13 protein-coding genes are annotated in these 14,552 nt (G+C 59.3%); 4 read left to right on the top strand and 9 right to left on the bottom strand.

Translation table 11 applies throughout. The features are described 5' to 3' along the window. Positions 1 to 11: 11 nt before the first annotated feature. Positions 12 to 1,673, top strand: coding sequence for a GMC family oxidoreductase (locus tag ACP7A4_RS08205; protein WP_426246322.1), 1,662 nt, complete (start codon positions 12 to 14; stop codon positions 1,671 to 1,673). Between the two features lie 90 nt (positions 1,674 to 1,763). Then, positions 1,764 to 3,386: an MFS transporter gene (locus ACP7A4_RS08200; RefSeq protein ID WP_059766070.1), complete on the top strand. Its 1,623-nt coding sequence runs from the start codon at positions 1,764 to 1,766 to the stop codon at positions 3,384 to 3,386. A 214-nt stretch (positions 3,387 to 3,600) separates the two neighbouring features. On the opposite strand, the gene ACP7A4_RS08195 is transcribed toward ACP7A4_RS08200, so the two are convergent. From ACP7A4_RS08195 to glyQ, 4 genes are all read right to left on the bottom strand, one after another. After that, complete coding sequence (locus ACP7A4_RS08195; protein ID WP_426246320.1) at positions 3,601 to 4,371, bottom strand: lysophospholipid acyltransferase family protein; 771 nt, start codon at positions 4,369 to 4,371, stop codon at positions 3,601 to 3,603. 77 nt (positions 4,372 to 4,448) lie between these two features. Beyond that, positions 4,449 to 4,982: a D-glycero-beta-D-manno-heptose 1,7-bisphosphate 7-phosphatase gene (gene gmhB, locus ACP7A4_RS08190; protein ID WP_059766066.1), complete on the bottom strand. Its 534-nt coding sequence runs from the start codon at positions 4,980 to 4,982 to the stop codon at positions 4,449 to 4,451. Positions 4,983 to 4,991: 9 nt separating this feature from the next. Continuing rightward, positions 4,992 to 7,046, bottom strand: coding sequence for a glycine--tRNA ligase subunit beta (gene glyS, locus ACP7A4_RS08185; RefSeq protein WP_048402121.1), 2,055 nt, complete (start codon positions 7,044 to 7,046; stop codon positions 4,992 to 4,994). After that, positions 7,043 to 7,996, bottom strand: a complete 954-nt coding sequence (gene glyQ, locus ACP7A4_RS08180; RefSeq protein ID WP_019828634.1) for a glycine--tRNA ligase subunit alpha — start codon at positions 7,994 to 7,996, stop codon at positions 7,043 to 7,045. The genes glyS and glyQ overlap by 4 nt, the downstream gene beginning before the upstream one ends. A gap of 81 nt (positions 7,997 to 8,077) precedes the next feature. Here glyQ and ACP7A4_RS08175 point away from each other — a divergent pair, with 81 nt between their 5' ends. Further along, a complete protein-coding gene (locus tag ACP7A4_RS08175) occupies positions 8,078 to 8,635 on the top strand; it encodes a DNA-3-methyladenine glycosylase I (RefSeq protein WP_059766063.1) in 558 nt (185 codons plus the stop codon). A 149-nt stretch (positions 8,636 to 8,784) separates the two neighbouring features. Beyond that, the gene (locus ACP7A4_RS08170) at positions 8,785 to 9,672 is read left to right on the top strand and encodes a lysophospholipid acyltransferase (RefSeq protein ID WP_048364277.1); all 888 of its coding nucleotides are present in this window, start codon (positions 8,785 to 8,787) and stop codon (positions 9,670 to 9,672) included. A 68-nt stretch (positions 9,673 to 9,740) separates the two neighbouring features. On the opposite strand, the gene ACP7A4_RS08165 is transcribed toward ACP7A4_RS08170, so the two are convergent. From ACP7A4_RS08165 to def, 5 genes are all read right to left on the bottom strand, one after another. Further along, positions 9,741 to 10,055, bottom strand: a complete 315-nt coding sequence (locus ACP7A4_RS08165; protein ID WP_203302112.1) for a tetratricopeptide repeat protein — start codon at positions 10,053 to 10,055, stop codon at positions 9,741 to 9,743. A gap of 12 nt (positions 10,056 to 10,067) precedes the next feature. After that, the gene (gene trkA, locus ACP7A4_RS08160; protein ID WP_048363784.1) at positions 10,068 to 11,444 is read right to left on the bottom strand and encodes a Trk system potassium transporter TrkA; all 1,377 of its coding nucleotides are present in this window, start codon (positions 11,442 to 11,444) and stop codon (positions 10,068 to 10,070) included. A 21-nt stretch (positions 11,445 to 11,465) separates the two neighbouring features. Continuing rightward, positions 11,466 to 12,776: a 16S rRNA (cytosine(967)-C(5))-methyltransferase RsmB gene (gene rsmB / locus ACP7A4_RS08155; protein ID WP_059766058.1), complete on the bottom strand. Its 1,311-nt coding sequence runs from the start codon at positions 12,774 to 12,776 to the stop codon at positions 11,466 to 11,468. Then, positions 12,773 to 13,738 carry a methionyl-tRNA formyltransferase gene (gene fmt, locus ACP7A4_RS08150; RefSeq protein ID WP_426246315.1) on the bottom strand — a complete coding sequence of 322 codons (966 nt, stop codon included), beginning with the start codon at positions 13,736 to 13,738 and terminating at the stop codon, positions 12,773 to 12,775. Before fmt ends, rsmB begins: the two co-directional genes overlap by 4 nt. 231 nt (positions 13,739 to 13,969) lie before the next feature. Then, positions 13,970 to 14,476, bottom strand: coding sequence for a peptide deformylase (gene def, locus ACP7A4_RS08145; protein ID WP_059766052.1), 507 nt, complete (start codon positions 14,474 to 14,476; stop codon positions 13,970 to 13,972). Positions 14,477 to 14,552 lie beyond the last annotated feature (76 nt).

Raw genomic sequence — 14,552 nt, 5'->3', positions numbered from 1 at the left:
CGAGGTGCTTCATGCCATCAGCCACTCAGGTATACGACTACATCATCGTGGGCGCGGGCCCTGCGGGTTCTGTGCTGGCGAACCGGCTGTCGGCCAATCCTGCCCACAAGGTGCTGCTGCTCGAAGCGGGCGGGCAAGACAACTACCCCTGGATTCATATTCCGGTGGGTTATCTGTATTGCATTGGCAACCCGCGCACCGACTGGTGCTTCAAAACCGAGGCGCAGGCCGGGTTGCAAGGGCGCCGCTTGAGCTATCCGCGCGGCAAGGTGTTGGGTGGCAGCTCGTCGATCAACGGCATGATCTACATGCGCGGGCAGGCGGGTGATTACGATCGCTGGGCTGAGCAGGGCAATCCGGGCTGGGCCTGGAAAGACGTACTGCCCCTGTTCAAGCGCAGTGAAAAACACTGCGATGGCAACGCGCACTTGCATGGCGGTGACGGTGAGTGGCGTGTCGAGCAACAGCGCTATTCATGGCCCATTCTCGATGCGTTCCGGGACGCCGCGGCGCAAAGCGGCATTCCCACGGTGGACGATTTCAACACCGGCGACAATCAGGGCTGTGGGTACTTTCAGGTCAATCAGCGCGCAGGTGTGCGCTGGAATGCCTCCAAAGCCTTTTTACGGCCTATCCTCAAACGTCCAAATCTGACCGTTCTGACCGATGTGCAGGTCAACAAAGTGCTACTGACCGCAGGTCGCGCTACCCATGTACGCGCCCGCTGGCAAGGCTGCGAGCATGATATTCAAGCCCAACGTGAAATCATCCTGTGCGCCGGTGCCATTGGTTCGCCTGGCATTTTGCAGCGTTCGGGGATTGGCCCGCGCCCACTGCTGGAAAGCCTGGGCATCAAGGTCGAGCACGAACTGCCGGGTGTGGGCGGCAACCTGCAAGATCACCTGCAACTGCGTCTGATCTTCAAATTGAGCAACGCGCGAACCCTCAACCAAGTGGCCAATAGCCTGTGGGGTAAGCTCGGCATGGGCCTGCGTTATGCCTACGACCGCAGCGGTCCGCTGGCGATGGCGCCCAGCCAATTGGGAGCGTTTGTAAAGTCAGACCCCGCGCAACCGTCCGCCAATTTGCAGTACCACGTGCAGCCCTTGTCGCTGGAACGCTTTGGCGAGCCTTTGCACCGCTTTCCTGCGTTTACCGCATCGGTGTGTAACCTGCGGCCCAAGAGCCGGGGCCGCGTGGATATTCGTTCAGCCAACCCGGACGATGCGCCGCTGATCGACCCTAATTACCTGAGCCACCCTGACGATTTAAACGTCGCGGCAGATGCCATCCGCCTGACCCGTAACATTGTGGCCAGCCCTGCCCTGCAAGGCTTCAGCCCCGAGGAGTACCTGCCAGGCAAAGACCTGCAAACCGAGCAACAGCTGTACGAAGCCGCCGCTCGTATAGGTACGACGATTTTCCACCCGGTGGGCACCTGCCGTATGGGCCAGGACACTCAGGCGGTGGTCGATGCTGAGTTGCGCGTCCATGGCGTGCCGGGTTTACGGGTGGCCGACGCCTCGATCATGCCGGATATCGTGTCAGGCAATACCTGTTCACCCACCTTGATGATTGGCGAAAAAGCCGCGCAATTGATCCTCGACACCCCGATTCAGACAGCAGAAACACCCGTAGAACGGTTTCGCGCAGCAGCAACACCGGTCGCCTGAAGGCGGTCGTGGTTTCGGTCGCAGTCATCCGGAACCGACAGTGGACAACAACAATAATCACTGTGGCCCCAAGGGCCGAGGGCATTGAAAATGTCAGACTCCATCGCACAAACCGCCAGCGTCGCGAAAGCGCCGACAGGCCGTGAAGAACGAAAAATCATTTTTGCGTCATCCCTCGGGACTGTTTTCGAGTGGTATGACTTTTTCTTGTATGGCGCCCTGGCCACCGTCCTGAGCAAACAGTTCTTTGCCGGGGTTAACGACACCACCGCGTTCATTTTTGCCTTGATGGCCTTTGCGGCGGGTTTTTTGGTCAGGCCGTTCGGGGCACTGGTGTTTGGCCGGTTAGGCGACATGATCGGGCGAAAATACACCTTCCTGATGACCATCATTCTGATGGGCTTATCGACCTTTGCTGTGGGCTTGCTGCCGACCTACACCAGCATCGGCATTGCCGCACCGATCATGCTGGTGCTGTTGCGCATGCTTCAGGGGCTGGCGCTGGGCGGTGAATATGGTGGCGCCGCCACCTACGTCGCAGAACACGCGGCGCCCGGCAAACGCGGTTTTAACACCAGCTGGATTCAATCCACCGCCACCTTGGGCTTGTTGCTGTCGTTGTTGGTGGTGCTGGGCTGCCGTTACCTGACCGGCGACCAGTTTGAAGTGTGGGGCTGGCGCCTGCCGTTCCTGCTCTCCATCGTGCTGCTGGGCATCTCGACCTGGATCCGCTTGAGCATGCACGAGTCGCCCGCCTTCGTGAAAATGAAGGCCGAAGGCAAAGGCAGTAAATCGCCGATCCGCGAGTCGTTCGGTAAATGGGAAAACCTCAAGATCGTGCTGATCGCGCTGTTTGGCATCAACGCGGGGCAAGCGGTGACCTTCTACACCGCGCAATTCTACGTGCTGTTCTTCCTGACGCAGATGCTCAAGATGGACCCGGCGCAGGCCAATACCCTCTTGATTATCAGCGTGGTGATTGGTGCACCGTTCTTTATCTTCTTTGGCTGGCTGTCAGACCGTGTGGGGCGTAAACCGATTCTGATGCTGGGCTTGCTGCTGGCCACCGTGCTGTACTTCCCGTTATTCAAAGCACTGAGCTATTACGCCAACCCGCAAATCGACACCGCGAGTCGCCAATCGCCAATCGTGGTAATGGCCGACCCGTCCACCTGCACCTTCCAGTTTGACCCCGTCGGCAAGGCGCGCTTTGACAGCCCCTGCGATAAAGTCAAAACCTTCCTGGTCAAGCAAGGGTTGCCCTACACCTCGGTGGCGGCAGCGCCCGGCACCCTGGTTGAAGTGTCAGTGGGTGAGCAAAAAATCACCGGCTTTGACGAAGCGGCAATGCGCGCGGCGATTACCGACGCAGGCTATCCGGCCAAGGCGGATCCGAGTGCCGTGAACCAACCGATGGTGGTGCTGGTGATGGTGCTGCTGACCCTGATCGCGACCATGACCTACGGCCCGCTGGCGGCGGTGATGGTGGAGCTGTTCCCTACCCGTATTCGCTACACCTCCATGTCACTGCCGTATCACATCGGTAATGGCTGGTTTGGTGGCTTCTTGCCGACCGTGTCGTTTGCGCTGGTGGTGTACACCGGGGACATCTTTTACGGGCTGTGGTACCCGGTGGTGATCACCGGTGTCAGCCTGGTGGTGGGAGTGCTGTGCCTCAAAGAAACCCGCAATGTGGATATCGATAAGGTTTGAGACTGCGCGCTATTGCGCTCTCCCCTCAGCCCGCGCCTACAGAGGATACGGGCACAAAAAAACCGGCTAATTAGCCGGTTTTTTTCTGCTTAGAAAAACTTATGCACGTTTTCCGCTAAAAAGTCATACCGAGAAATAAGTATTTAAATCATTGGGTTACGACTGTTTTTTGCAAGAAATCCAAAACTTGTGCACACGTTATCCACAATTCGCACTAACCCAGTGCGACATCCGCTGGCGCTGCAACCGGTGGCAGTGAACCCATGTCGCGCTGCGTCTGTTCGTTCCAGGCTTGCACCCGCTCATTGAGCTCGGCAATCGCCCGTGGGCCCGTGCCGTTGGCGTACATCGGCGCGCCAATCACCACTTCAATCGTGCCAGGCTTTTTCGCCCAGCCGGTTTTAGGCCAGTATTTGCCTGCGTTGTGCGCAATCGGCAAGACCGGCAGCTCAGCATTGACCGCCAATGCGGTGCCCCCGCGCGAAAACTTGCCCACCGTGCCAAACGGCACACGGGTGCCTTCGGGAAAGATCAGCACCCAAATGTTGTCCTTGAGCAGCTCGTCACCCTTCTTGGCGATGTGCTTGAGCGCCGCTTTCGGGTTGTCACGGTCGATGGCAATCGGGCGCAGCATGGCCATCGCCCAGCCAAAGAACGGCACATACAGCAGTTCGCGCTTGAGCACCTGGCTCAACGGCTGAAAGTAGGCCGAGAGAAAAAACGTCTCCCAGGTACTTTGGTGGTTGGCCAGAATCACGCACGGACGCTTCGGAACATTCTCGGCGCCCTTCACTTCAACGTGAATGTTCAAAAACACCCGCGTCAGCCACAGTGCGCAGCGGCACCAGTACACGTTGATAAAGCGATAACGCGCACGAAACGGCAGAAAAGGGGCGACAAAAAAGCTCAGCGAGCACCACAGCAGCGAACTGGTGCCCAGCAGCAGGTAAAAGAAAAAAGTTCTGATGGCCTGCAAGATCGACATAGAGGCTTTTACCGTTGCGGATAACGCATTCGTGAACAGGCCTGGGCAACGGATGTCAGCAGGTGTTCAAAAATGCCTTATGTGTGGATAAGTTGTGCGGCAACTGCCGCCAGATCGTCAAAAATCAGGGTAGTAGCCGGTAGATTTTTTTCGAACGTTTTTTCGCCTTTTCCGGTTTTTACCAAAACAGGCTGTGAACCGACGGCCTCTGCGGCCTGCAAGTCACCCAAACTGTCACCCACAAACCAACATTCACGTAAATCAGCACCGTAATGCTCGGCAATCGTGCGCAACATGCCCGGTTTGGGTTTGCGACAGGCGCAGCCTTCATCAGGGCCGTGCGGGCAATACACTATCAGGCCGACCTCGCCACCCTGCTGCGCCACCAATGCCCGCAAACGGGCGTGCATGGCGTCCAGCGTGGCGATGTCGTAGTAGCCGCGCGCAATACCGGACTGGTTGGTGGCAATCGCCACCGTCCAGCCGGCCTTGCTCAACTGCGCGATGGCCTCGATCGCACCGGGGAGTGGCAACCACTCCTCGACAGACTTGATGTAAGCGTCGGAGTCGTGATTGATCACGCCGTCCCGATCAAGAATCAGCAGTTTCACGGCAGCCCCTTAGCCCAGCAGCGAAATGTCGGCTACGCCGAGGAACAGACCGCGTAAACGCGCCAGCAATGCGTAGCGGTTAGCCCGCACGTTGGCATCTTCGGCGTTGATCATCACCGCTTCAAAGAAGGCATCCACCGGTTCGCGCAAGGCGGCCAGGCGGGTGAGCGCTTCGTTGTACTGACGGGCAGCGGCCATCGGCTGTACCGCTTCGTCAGCCTTTTGAATGGCCGAGTACAGCGAGAACTCGCTGGCGTTGTCGAAGAACTTGGCTTCGACGTGGGTCGAGACCTTGCCGTCTACCTTGCTCAGCAGGTTCGACACGCGCTTGTTGACGGCGGCCAGGGCTGCGGCTTCCGGCAATTGACGGAAGGCTTGAACGGCTTGCACGCGCTGATCGAAGTCCAGCGCCGAGGTTGGCTGCAACGCACGCACCGACAGGTAAGTGGCCACGTCCACGCCTTCGTCTTCATAACGCGCACGCAGACGGTCGAAGATGAACTCCAGCACTTGATCCGCCAGCCCGGCCGACTTGATCTTGGCGCCGAAGGCGGTCACCGCGAAATTCACGGCTTCAGTCAGGTCGAGGTCGAGTTTTTTGTCGATCAGGATGCGCAAGATACCCAGCGCTGCACGGCGCAGTGCGTACGGGTCTTTGCTGCCGGTGGGCAGCATGCCGATGCCGAAAATACCGACCAGGGTGTCGAGTTTGTCAGCAATGGCCACCGCCGCACCGGTCAGGGTGCCCGGCAATTCAGCGCCTGCACCGCGCGGCATGTACTGCTCGTTAAGCGCCAGTGCGACGTCTTCAGGCTCGCCGTCGTTGAGGGCGTAGTAGTAACCGGCAATGCCTTGCATCTCCGGGAACTCGCCGACCATTTCGGTCGCCAGGTCGCACTTGGACAGCAAGCCTGCACGGGCTGCGCGCTGTGCGTCGCCACCGATGCGCGGGGCAATGAATGCGGCGAGTTTGGACACGCGCTCGGCTTTGTCGAACACGCTGCCCAGTTGGGCCTGGAACACCACGTTTTGCAGGCGCAGGTTGAAGCTTTCGAGTGTCTGCTTCTTGTCTTGCTTGAAGAAGAACTCGGCATCGGTCAGACGCGGGCGCACCACTTTCTCGTTACCCGAGATGATTTGCTGCGCGTCTTTGCTCTCGATGTTGGCCACGGTGATAAAGCGCGGCAGCAACTTGCCGTCCACGTCCAGCAGGCAGAAGTACTTCTGGTTGTCCTGCATGGTGGTGATCAGGGCTTCTTGCGGTACATCGAGGAAGCGCTCTTCGAACGAGCACACCAGCGGCACCGGCCATTCAACCAGCGACGTAACTTCGTCGAGCAGGCTTGGCGGCACGATGGCTGTCCCTTCCTGCATCGTCGCCAGTTCGGCCACGCGCTTGGAAATCAATTCACGACGCTCGTAAAAGTCGGCCAGCACGTAGGCTTTGCGCAAGTCTTCGAGGTAGTTGGCTGGCGCGCTGATGCGTACGTTTTCGGGGTGATGGAAGCGGTGACCGCGCGAATCACGACCGGCTTTTTGCGCAAGAATCGTGCAATCGACCACGTCGTCGCCCAGCAGCATGACCAGCCATTGGGTTGGACGTACGAACTCTTCTTTACGGGCGCCCCAGCGCATGCGCTTGGGGATCGGCAAATCATTGAGCGAGTCTTCAACGATGGTCGGCAGCAGGCTGGCGGTCGGCTTGCCGACAATGACCTGGCTGAAACGCAGTTTCGGACCGCTCTGATCGATTTCGCTCAGGTCAACGCCACACTTCTTGGCAAAACCAAGGGCGGCTTGAGTCGGGTTGCCCTCAGCGTCGAACGCCGCCTGACGGGGCGGGCCGTCGATGTTGATGCTGCGATCCGGCTGCTGGGTGTCGAGCTGGGTCAGCAGCACGGCCAGACGACGCGGCGCGGCGTAGACTTTTTTGGCAGTGAAGTTCAGGCCAGCGCTTTGCAGGCCTTTTTCAATCCCGGCGAGGAACGCTTCAGCCAGGGTATTGAGGGCTTTTGGCGGCAGTTCTTCAGTGCCCAGTTCAACCAGAAAATCTTGAGCACTCATTGTGCAGCCTCCAACTTAGCCAACACTTCATCACGCAAATCAGGGGGTGCCATCGGGAAGCCCAGCTTGGCGCGTGCTTCGAGATACGCCTGCGCTACGGCACGGGCCAGGGTACGCACACGCAAGATGTACTGCTGACGGGCTGTTACCGAAATAGCCCGGCGCGCATCCAGCAGGTTGAAGGTGTGGGACGCCTTGAGCACCATTTCGTAGCTCGGCAATGGCAGTGGCTGGTCGAGTTCGATCAGGCGCTTGGCTTCGCTTTCGTAGAAATCGAACAGCTCGAACAGTTTGTCGACGTTGGCGTGTTCGAAGTTGTAGGTCGATTGCTCGACTTCGTTCTGGTGGAACACGTCGCCGTAGGTCACTTTGCCGAACGGGCCGTCAGTCCAGACCAGGTCGTAGACAGAATCGACGCCTTGCAGGTACATCGCCAGGCGCTCAAGGCCGTAAGTGATTTCGCCCGTCACCGGGTAGCACTCGATGCCGCCCACTTGCTGGAAGTAGGTGAACTGAGTGACTTCCATGCCGTTGAGCCAGATTTCCCAGCCCAGACCCCAGGCGCCCAGTGTTGGCGATTCCCAGTTGTCTTCAACGAAACGGATGTCGTGCACCAGCGGGTCGAGGCCGATGTGCTTCAGCGAGCCCAGGTACAGCTCCTGGAAATTAGGCGGATTTGGCTTCAATACCACCTGGAACTGGTAGTAGTGCTGCAAGCGGTTCGGGTTTTCGCCGTAGCGGCCGTCAGTCGGGCGACGACTGGGCTGCACATAAGCGGCGTTCCACGTTTCTGGGCCCAGAGAGCGCAAAAAAGTAGCGGTATGGAATGTGCCGGCGCCCACTTCCATATCGTAGGGCTGAAGCACCACACAACCTTGCTCGGCCCAGTATTGCTGGAGGGCGAGGATCAAGTCTTGGAAGGTACGCACTGCTGGCGTAGGCTGGCTCACAAATTCACCTGTTTCTTGGGCTGCGATTTAAAGAGCGGGAGTATACCCGATTAGGTCGCGCCTCTACCTCTTGGAGCCTGTATGGCACGTTGTTTCTGGTGTTCGGATGACCCTTTGTACGCGGCATATCATGATCAAGAGTGGGGCGTGCCGTTGCGCGATGCGCACGGGTTGTTCGAGTTGTTATTGCTCGAAGGGTTCCAGGCCGGTTTGTCATGGATCACGGTTTTAAAAAAACGCGAGCACTATCGCAAGGTCATGTTTGGCTTTGATGTGCAGCGTTTGGCCGCCATGACGGACGCCGAGATAGAGGTCTTGCTGCAAGATCCGGGGATTATCCGCAACCGCCTGAAAGTGGTGGGCGCCAGGCGCAATGCCCACGCCTGGCTGGCGCTGGACAACCCGGTGGAGTTTTTGTGGTCGTTCGTGGGCGGCCAGCCGAAGATCAATCACTTCACTGAACGCCATGAATTCCCGGCGGTTACACCCCAGGCTGAAGCCATGAGCAAGGGCCTGAAAAAAGCCGGATTTACCTTCGTCGGCCCGACTATTTGTTACGCGTTCATGCAGGCCAGCGGCATGGTCATGGACCACGCCACCACCTGTGACCGCTACGCGCAGCTGGCCAACGGCGGTTAGAATACGGGCCAATTGCACTGACTGTAGTCGCTGCCAAAGGCTGCGATAAGGCCATAAGGGCCTTCAATAGCGAGGTTGTTGGGCAACTGATCGCCACCTCGTACTTCGCCTGCGACTACAAAGCCGTTTGTTTTGAATGGGAAAACCCTGTGGAAAAGTTTAAAGGCGCCCTGCTGGTCGGGGCTTTGCGGTTATTTGCCATGCTCCCGTGGGGCGCGGTGCAACGCGTGGGCTCGGCCATTGGCTGGCTGATGTGGAAACTGCCGAATCGCTCACGCGATGTGGTGCGCATCAATCTGGCCAAATGCTTCCCTGAAATGGACCCGGTTGCCCGCGAGCAACTGGTCGGCCAAAGCCTCAAGGACATCGGCAAAAGCCTGACCGAAAGCGCCTGCGCGTGGATCTGGCCGGCCCAGCGCTCCATTGATCTGGTGCGTGAAGTCGAAGGGCTGGACGTGCTCAAGGACGCGTTGGCCAGCGGCAAAGGCGTGGTGGGCATCACCAGCCATTTGGGCAATTGGGAAGTGCTCAACCACTTCTATTGCAGCCAGTGCAAACCGATCATTTTCTATCGTCCGCCAAAACTCAAAGCGGTAGACGAGTTGCTGCAAAAGCAGCGTGTTCAGTTGGGCAACCGCGTCGCGGCATCGACCAAAGAAGGCATCCTGAGTGTCATCAAAGAGGTGCGCAAAGGGGGGCAGGTGGGTATTCCGGCAGACCCGGAGCCAGCCGAGTCGGCGGGTATTTTTGTACCGTTCCTTGGCACCATGGCCCTGACCAGCAAATTTGTACCCAACATGCTGGCAGGCGGTAAAGCGGTCGGGGTGTTCCTGCACGCGCTGCGCCTGCCGGATGGCTCGGGCTTCAAGGTGATTCTGCAAGCTGCGCCTGAAGAAATGTACAGCACCGACACGGCCACTTCGTGCGCGGCCATGAGCAAGGTGGTGGAGAAATACGTGCGGGCTTACCCCAGCCAGTACATGTGGAGCATGAAGCGCTTCAAGAAGCGCCCGCCAGGCGAGGCGCGCTGGTACTGATAACCGCGCAGGCTGCGATCTTTCCAGATCAGAACATCGCAGCCTGCGTTAACGCCGAGCGGGCCGCGTCAGGGCTGCTGTTTATCCAGCTTCTTCAAAAACACACTCATTTCTTTTTCGGCCTGTTTGTCGCCATGGGCCTGCGCGGCCGCAGTGCCCTGCTCCCAAGCGGTGCGCGCCGCCGCTCGATCCCCGGCCGCCAAATACGCCTTGCCCAATAACTTCCAGGCCGCCGAGTACTTGGGATCAAAACCTACGCAGCGTTGCAGATGCTCTGCCGCCTTGAGGTTATCCCCAAGGTCGAGATACCCCTTGCCCAAGCCAAAGCGCAGCAGTGAGTTATCCACACCCTTGGCCAGCATTTTTTCCAGTGATTCCAGCATCCGTCCGGCTCCTTAGAAAAAGCTCAGTCCTACATGGAACAGCTTCTCAACGTCGCGAATATGCTTTTTATCCACCAGGAACAAGATCACATGGTCGCCCGCATTGATGACGGTGGCGTCGTGGGCAATCAGCACTTCTTCGTCACGAATGATCGCGCCAATGGTGGTGCCCGGTGGCAGGTGAATCTCGCCGATACGGCGGCCAATCACCTTGCTCGACTTCGAGTCGCCGTGGGCAATCGCCTCAATGGCTTCGGCCGCACCCCGACGCAATGAGTGCACGCTGACGATATCGCCGCGCCGCACGTGAGCCAGCAAGGTGCCGATGGTGGCCAACTGCGGGCTGATGGCGATGTCGATCTCGCCGCCCTGAATCAAGTCAACGTAGGCCGGGTTGTTGATGATGGTCATCACCTTCTTGGCCCCCAGACGCTTGGCCAGCAGCGAGGACATGATGTTGGCTTCGTCGTCGTTGGTCAGGGCCAGAAACAGGTCGGCGTCGGCGATGTTTTCTTCCAGCATCAAATCGCGGTCCGACGCGCTGCCTTGCAGCACCACGGTGCTGTCGAGGGTGTCCGACAGGTAGCGGCAGCGTGCGGCGCTCATCTCGATGATCTTGACCTGATAACGGCTTTCAATGGCTTCGGCCAGCCGCTCGCCGATTTGCCCGCCACCAGCGATCACGATGCGTTTGTAGCTTTCATCCAACCGGCGCATTTCACTCATCACGGCGCGAATGTTGGCGCGTGCGGCGATGAAAAAGACTTCGTCGTCAGCCTCGATCACCGTGTCACCCCGTGGGGTAATCGGGCGATCACGTCGGAAAATGGCAGCAACACGCGTGTCCACATTCGGCATGTGTTCGCGCAACTGGCGCAGTTGCTGACCAATCAACGGGCCGCCGTAGTACGCCTTGACCGCCACCAACTGCGCTTTGCCTTCGGCGAAGTCGATCACCTGCAAGGCACCGGGGTGTTCGATCAGGCGCTTGATGTAGTTGGTCACCACTTGCTCGGGGCTGATCAACACGTCGACCGGAATTGCGTCGTTGTCGAACAGCTCGTTGCCCCGGCTTAAGTAGGCCGATTCACGCACCCGGGCAATTTTGGTCGGGGTGTGAAACAGCGAGTACGCCACTTGGCAGGCGACCATGTTGGTCTCGTCGCTGTTGGTCACCGCCACCAGCATGTCGGCATCGTCGGCACCGGCCTGACGCAGCACATTGGGCAACGAGGCGCGGCCCTGAATGGTACGAATGTCGAGACGGTCGCCGAGGTCACGCAGGCGTTCGCCGTCGGTATCGACCACGGTGATGTCGTTGGCTTCGCTGGCCAGATGCTCTGCCAATGTGCCGCCGACCTGACCCGCGCCGAGGATGATGATTTTCATGCCGTCATTTCCTGTTCTCGATTAGCCGCGCGCGGCGGCGATCTTGATCAACTTGGCGTAATAGAAGCCATCATGCCCGCCTTGCTGGGCCAGCAACTGGCGCCCGTGCGGCTGCTTGAGGCCGAACTGCCCGGCAATGTCCAGCTCACGCGCACCCGGTGTACGGGCCAGGAAAGCTTCAATCACTTCGGTGTTTTCGGTCGGCAACGTCGAGCACGTGGCGTAGAGCAGGATGCCACCGACGTCCAGCGTCGGCCACATTGCGTCGAGCAACTCGCCTTGCAGGGTCGCCAAAGCGGCGATGTCGTCAGGTTGGCGTGTCAGTTTTATGTCTGGATGGCGTCGGATAACGCCTGTCGCCGAGCAAGGCGCGTCGAGCAAGATGCGCTGGAACGGCTTTCCGTCCCACCAGGTAGCGGTATCGCGGCCGTCGGCTGCGATCAATTCGGCACTCAGGCCCAGACGCTCCAGGTTTTCGCGCACACGCACCAGGCGCTTGGCTTCCAGGTCTACTGCCACCACGCCAGCCAGTTTGGGCTCGACTTCAAGGATGTGGCAGGTTTTACCGCCCGGCGCGCAGCAGGCGTCGAGCACGCGCTGGCCGGGTGCGAGGTCGAGCAGGTCGGCCGCCAATTGCGCGGCTTCGTCCTGCACGCTGATCCAGCCTTCGGCAAAGCCTGGCAGGTTGCGCACGTCGCAGGCTTCGGCCAGCACGATGCCGTCCTGGCTGAAGGTGCAGGGTTGCGCTTCAATGTCGGCCTCGATCAGCAATTGCAGGTATGCATCGCGGCTGTGATGACGGCGATTAACCCGCAGAATCATCGGCGGATGGGCGTTGTTGGCCGCGCAGATGGCTTCCCACTGCTCAGGCCAGAAGGCTTTCAGCGATTTTTGCAGCCAGCGCGGATGCGCCGTGCGCACCACCGGATCGTGTTCCAGCTCGGTCAGCAAGGTTTCGCTTTCACGCTGCGCATTGCGCAACACGGCGTTGAGCAGCGCTTTGGCCCACGGTTTTTTCAGTTTGTCGGCGCAGCCTACGGTTTCGCCGATGGCGGCGTGGGCAGGAATACGGGTGTAGAGCAGTTGGTACAGACCGACCAGCAGCAGCGCCTCAACGTCCGCATCGGCGGCCTTGAACGGTTTTTGCAGTAATTTGTTGGCCAGCGCCGACAAACGCGGTTGCCAGCGTGCCGTGCCGAAGGCGAGGTCCTGGGTGAGGCCGCGATCGCGGGCCTCGACCTTGTCCAGTTGCAACGGCAGTGAGCTGTTAAGCGAGGCTTTGCCGTTGAGCACGGCGGTCAGTGCCTTGGCGGCGGCCAGACGCGGGTTCATTGAGCGGTTTCCGTTGCGCCGAGGAGGGTGCCGGTGGCGAATTTCTCACGACGGCTGTTGAAAAACTCGCTGAAGTTCAGCGCCTTGCCACCAGGTAATTGCAGGCGGGTCAGCGCGAGTGCGCCATCGCCGCAACCAACGATCAGGCCTGTTTTTCTAGCTTCAAGGATTTCGCCAGGCTTACCGACAGCGTCGAAAGGCAACAGGCTGGCGGCGAGCACTTTCATGGCTTCGCCCTTCAACGTGGTGTGGCAAATGGGCCACGGGTTGAACGCACGAATCTGACGCTCCAGTTCGCTGGCCGGGCGGTTCCAGTCGATACGGGCTTCGTCCTTGTTCAGCTTGTGGGCGTAAGTCGCGAGGCTGTCATCTTGTACTTCGCCCTGCAACGTACCGGCCGCCAGCCCGGCGATGGCTTCAATCACCGCAGGCGGGCCTAGCTCGGCCAGACGGTCGTGCAGGCTGCCGCCGGTGTCTTCAGAGGTGATCGGGGTTTTTACCTTGAGCAGCATTGGCCCGGTGTCGAGCCCGGCTTCCATGCGCATCACGGTCACGCCGCTTTCACCGTCGCCCGCTTCGATGGCGCGCTGGATCGGTGCCGCGCCCCGCCAGCGTGGCAGCAAGGAAGCGTGGCTGTTGATGCAGCCCAGGCGCGGAATATCCAGTACCACTTGCGGCAGGATCAATCCGTAGGCCACGACCACCATCAAGTCCGGTTTGAGCGCGGCCAGTTCGGCTTGCGCCTCAGGTGCTCGCAGAGTCGGCGGCTGCATCACGGGAATGTTGTGTTCCAGCGCGAGTTGTTTGACCGGGCTTGGCATCAGCTTTTGCCCGCGCCCGGCCGGACGGTCCGGTTGGGTGTAAACCGCGACGATCTCGTAAGGCGTGTTTAGCAGCGCCTTGAGGTGTTCAGCGGCAAATTCTGGGGTGCCAGCAAAGACGATGCGCAGTGGCTCAGTCATGGGTTTCTCACTTGGAATGGGGGGAGCGCGGGAATAATCCTGCGAGATACCTGTAGCCGCTGCCCAGACGCGAGGGTTACGAACGGCTGCAGAGCAGTCGCAAAACCCGGCGACACGGTACATCTGGCATATCGGTGGTGCCTGGATGTTAACGGCCGCTTTGCGCCCGAACGCAGCCATCGTGCCTCGGCAGCGGCTACAAGAACCGCTTCACTCGTTGGACAAGTGGGATCAAGTGTTCTGGCGGTGCAGCTTTTCCAGCTTCTTCTTGATCCGGTCACGCTTGAGATTAGACAGGTAATCGACAAACAGCTTGCCGTTGAGGTGATCGCATTCGTGCTGGATGCACACGGCCAGCAGGCCTTCAGCGATCATTTCGAACGGTTTGCCGTCGCGGTCCAGCGCATTGATTTTGACGCGCTGCGGGCGATCGACGTTTTCATAGAACCCCGGTACCGACAGGCAACCTTCTTGGTACTGGTCCATCTCGTCGGTCAGGGTTTCGAATTGCGGGTTGATGAACACCATTGGCGCGCTGCGATCTTCGCTCAGGTCCATGACCACGATGCGCTTGTGCACATTGACCTGGGTGGCGGCCAGGCCAATGCCCGGTGCTTCGTACATGGTTTCAAACATGTCATCGATCAACTGACGCACTTCGTCGTCCACAACCTCCACGGGCTTGGCGATGGTGCGCAGTCGCGAGTCTGGGAATTCGAGGATGTTAAGGATGGCCATAGGCGTAATTGCTGCACTGTATGAAAGATTGATAACGGTTGTCAGGTGGGTCCTGGGGACTCGGGCAACCTGTGCA

Origin of the sequence: Pseudomonas sp. TWR3-1-1, assembly GCF_049896545.1 — a bacterium.
GTDB classification, from domain to species: Bacteria; Pseudomonadota; Gammaproteobacteria; order Pseudomonadales; family Pseudomonadaceae; genus Aquipseudomonas; species Aquipseudomonas weihenstephanensis.
The sequence above is the reverse complement of the archived record's forward strand: the minus strand, read 5'-3'. Positions and strand labels throughout refer to the sequence as shown.

Bases quoted from the DNA above. Each gene is read 5' to 3' on its own strand.
- ACP7A4_RS08205 (WP_426246322.1), top strand. From the start codon at position 12: ATGCCATCAGCCACTCAGGTATACGACTACATCATCGTGGGCGCGGGC.
- ACP7A4_RS08200 (WP_059766070.1), top strand. From the start codon at position 1,764: ATGTCAGACTCCATCGCACAAACCGCCAGCGTCGCGAAAGCGCCGACA.
- ACP7A4_RS08195 (WP_426246320.1), bottom strand. From the start codon at position 4,371: ATGTCGATCTTGCAGGCCATCAGAACTTTTTTCTTTTACCTGCTGCTG.
- glyS (WP_048402121.1), bottom strand. From the start codon at position 7,046: ATGAGTGCTCAAGATTTTCTGGTTGAACTGGGCACTGAAGAACTGCCG.
- ACP7A4_RS08175 (WP_059766063.1), top strand. From the start codon at position 8,078: ATGGCACGTTGTTTCTGGTGTTCGGATGACCCTTTGTACGCGGCATAT.
- ACP7A4_RS08165 (WP_203302112.1), bottom strand. From the start codon at position 10,055: ATGCTGGAATCACTGGAAAAAATGCTGGCCAAGGGTGTGGATAACTCA.
- trkA (WP_048363784.1), bottom strand. From the start codon at position 11,444: ATGAAAATCATCATCCTCGGCGCGGGTCAGGTCGGCGGCACATTGGCA.
- rsmB (WP_059766058.1), bottom strand. From the start codon at position 12,776: ATGAACCCGCGTCTGGCCGCCGCCAAGGCACTGACCGCCGTGCTCAAC.
- fmt (WP_426246315.1), bottom strand. From the start codon at position 13,738: ATGACTGAGCCACTGCGCATCGTCTTTGCTGGCACCCCAGAATTTGCC.
- def (WP_059766052.1), bottom strand. From the start codon at position 14,476: ATGGCCATCCTTAACATCCTCGAATTCCCAGACTCGCGACTGCGCACC.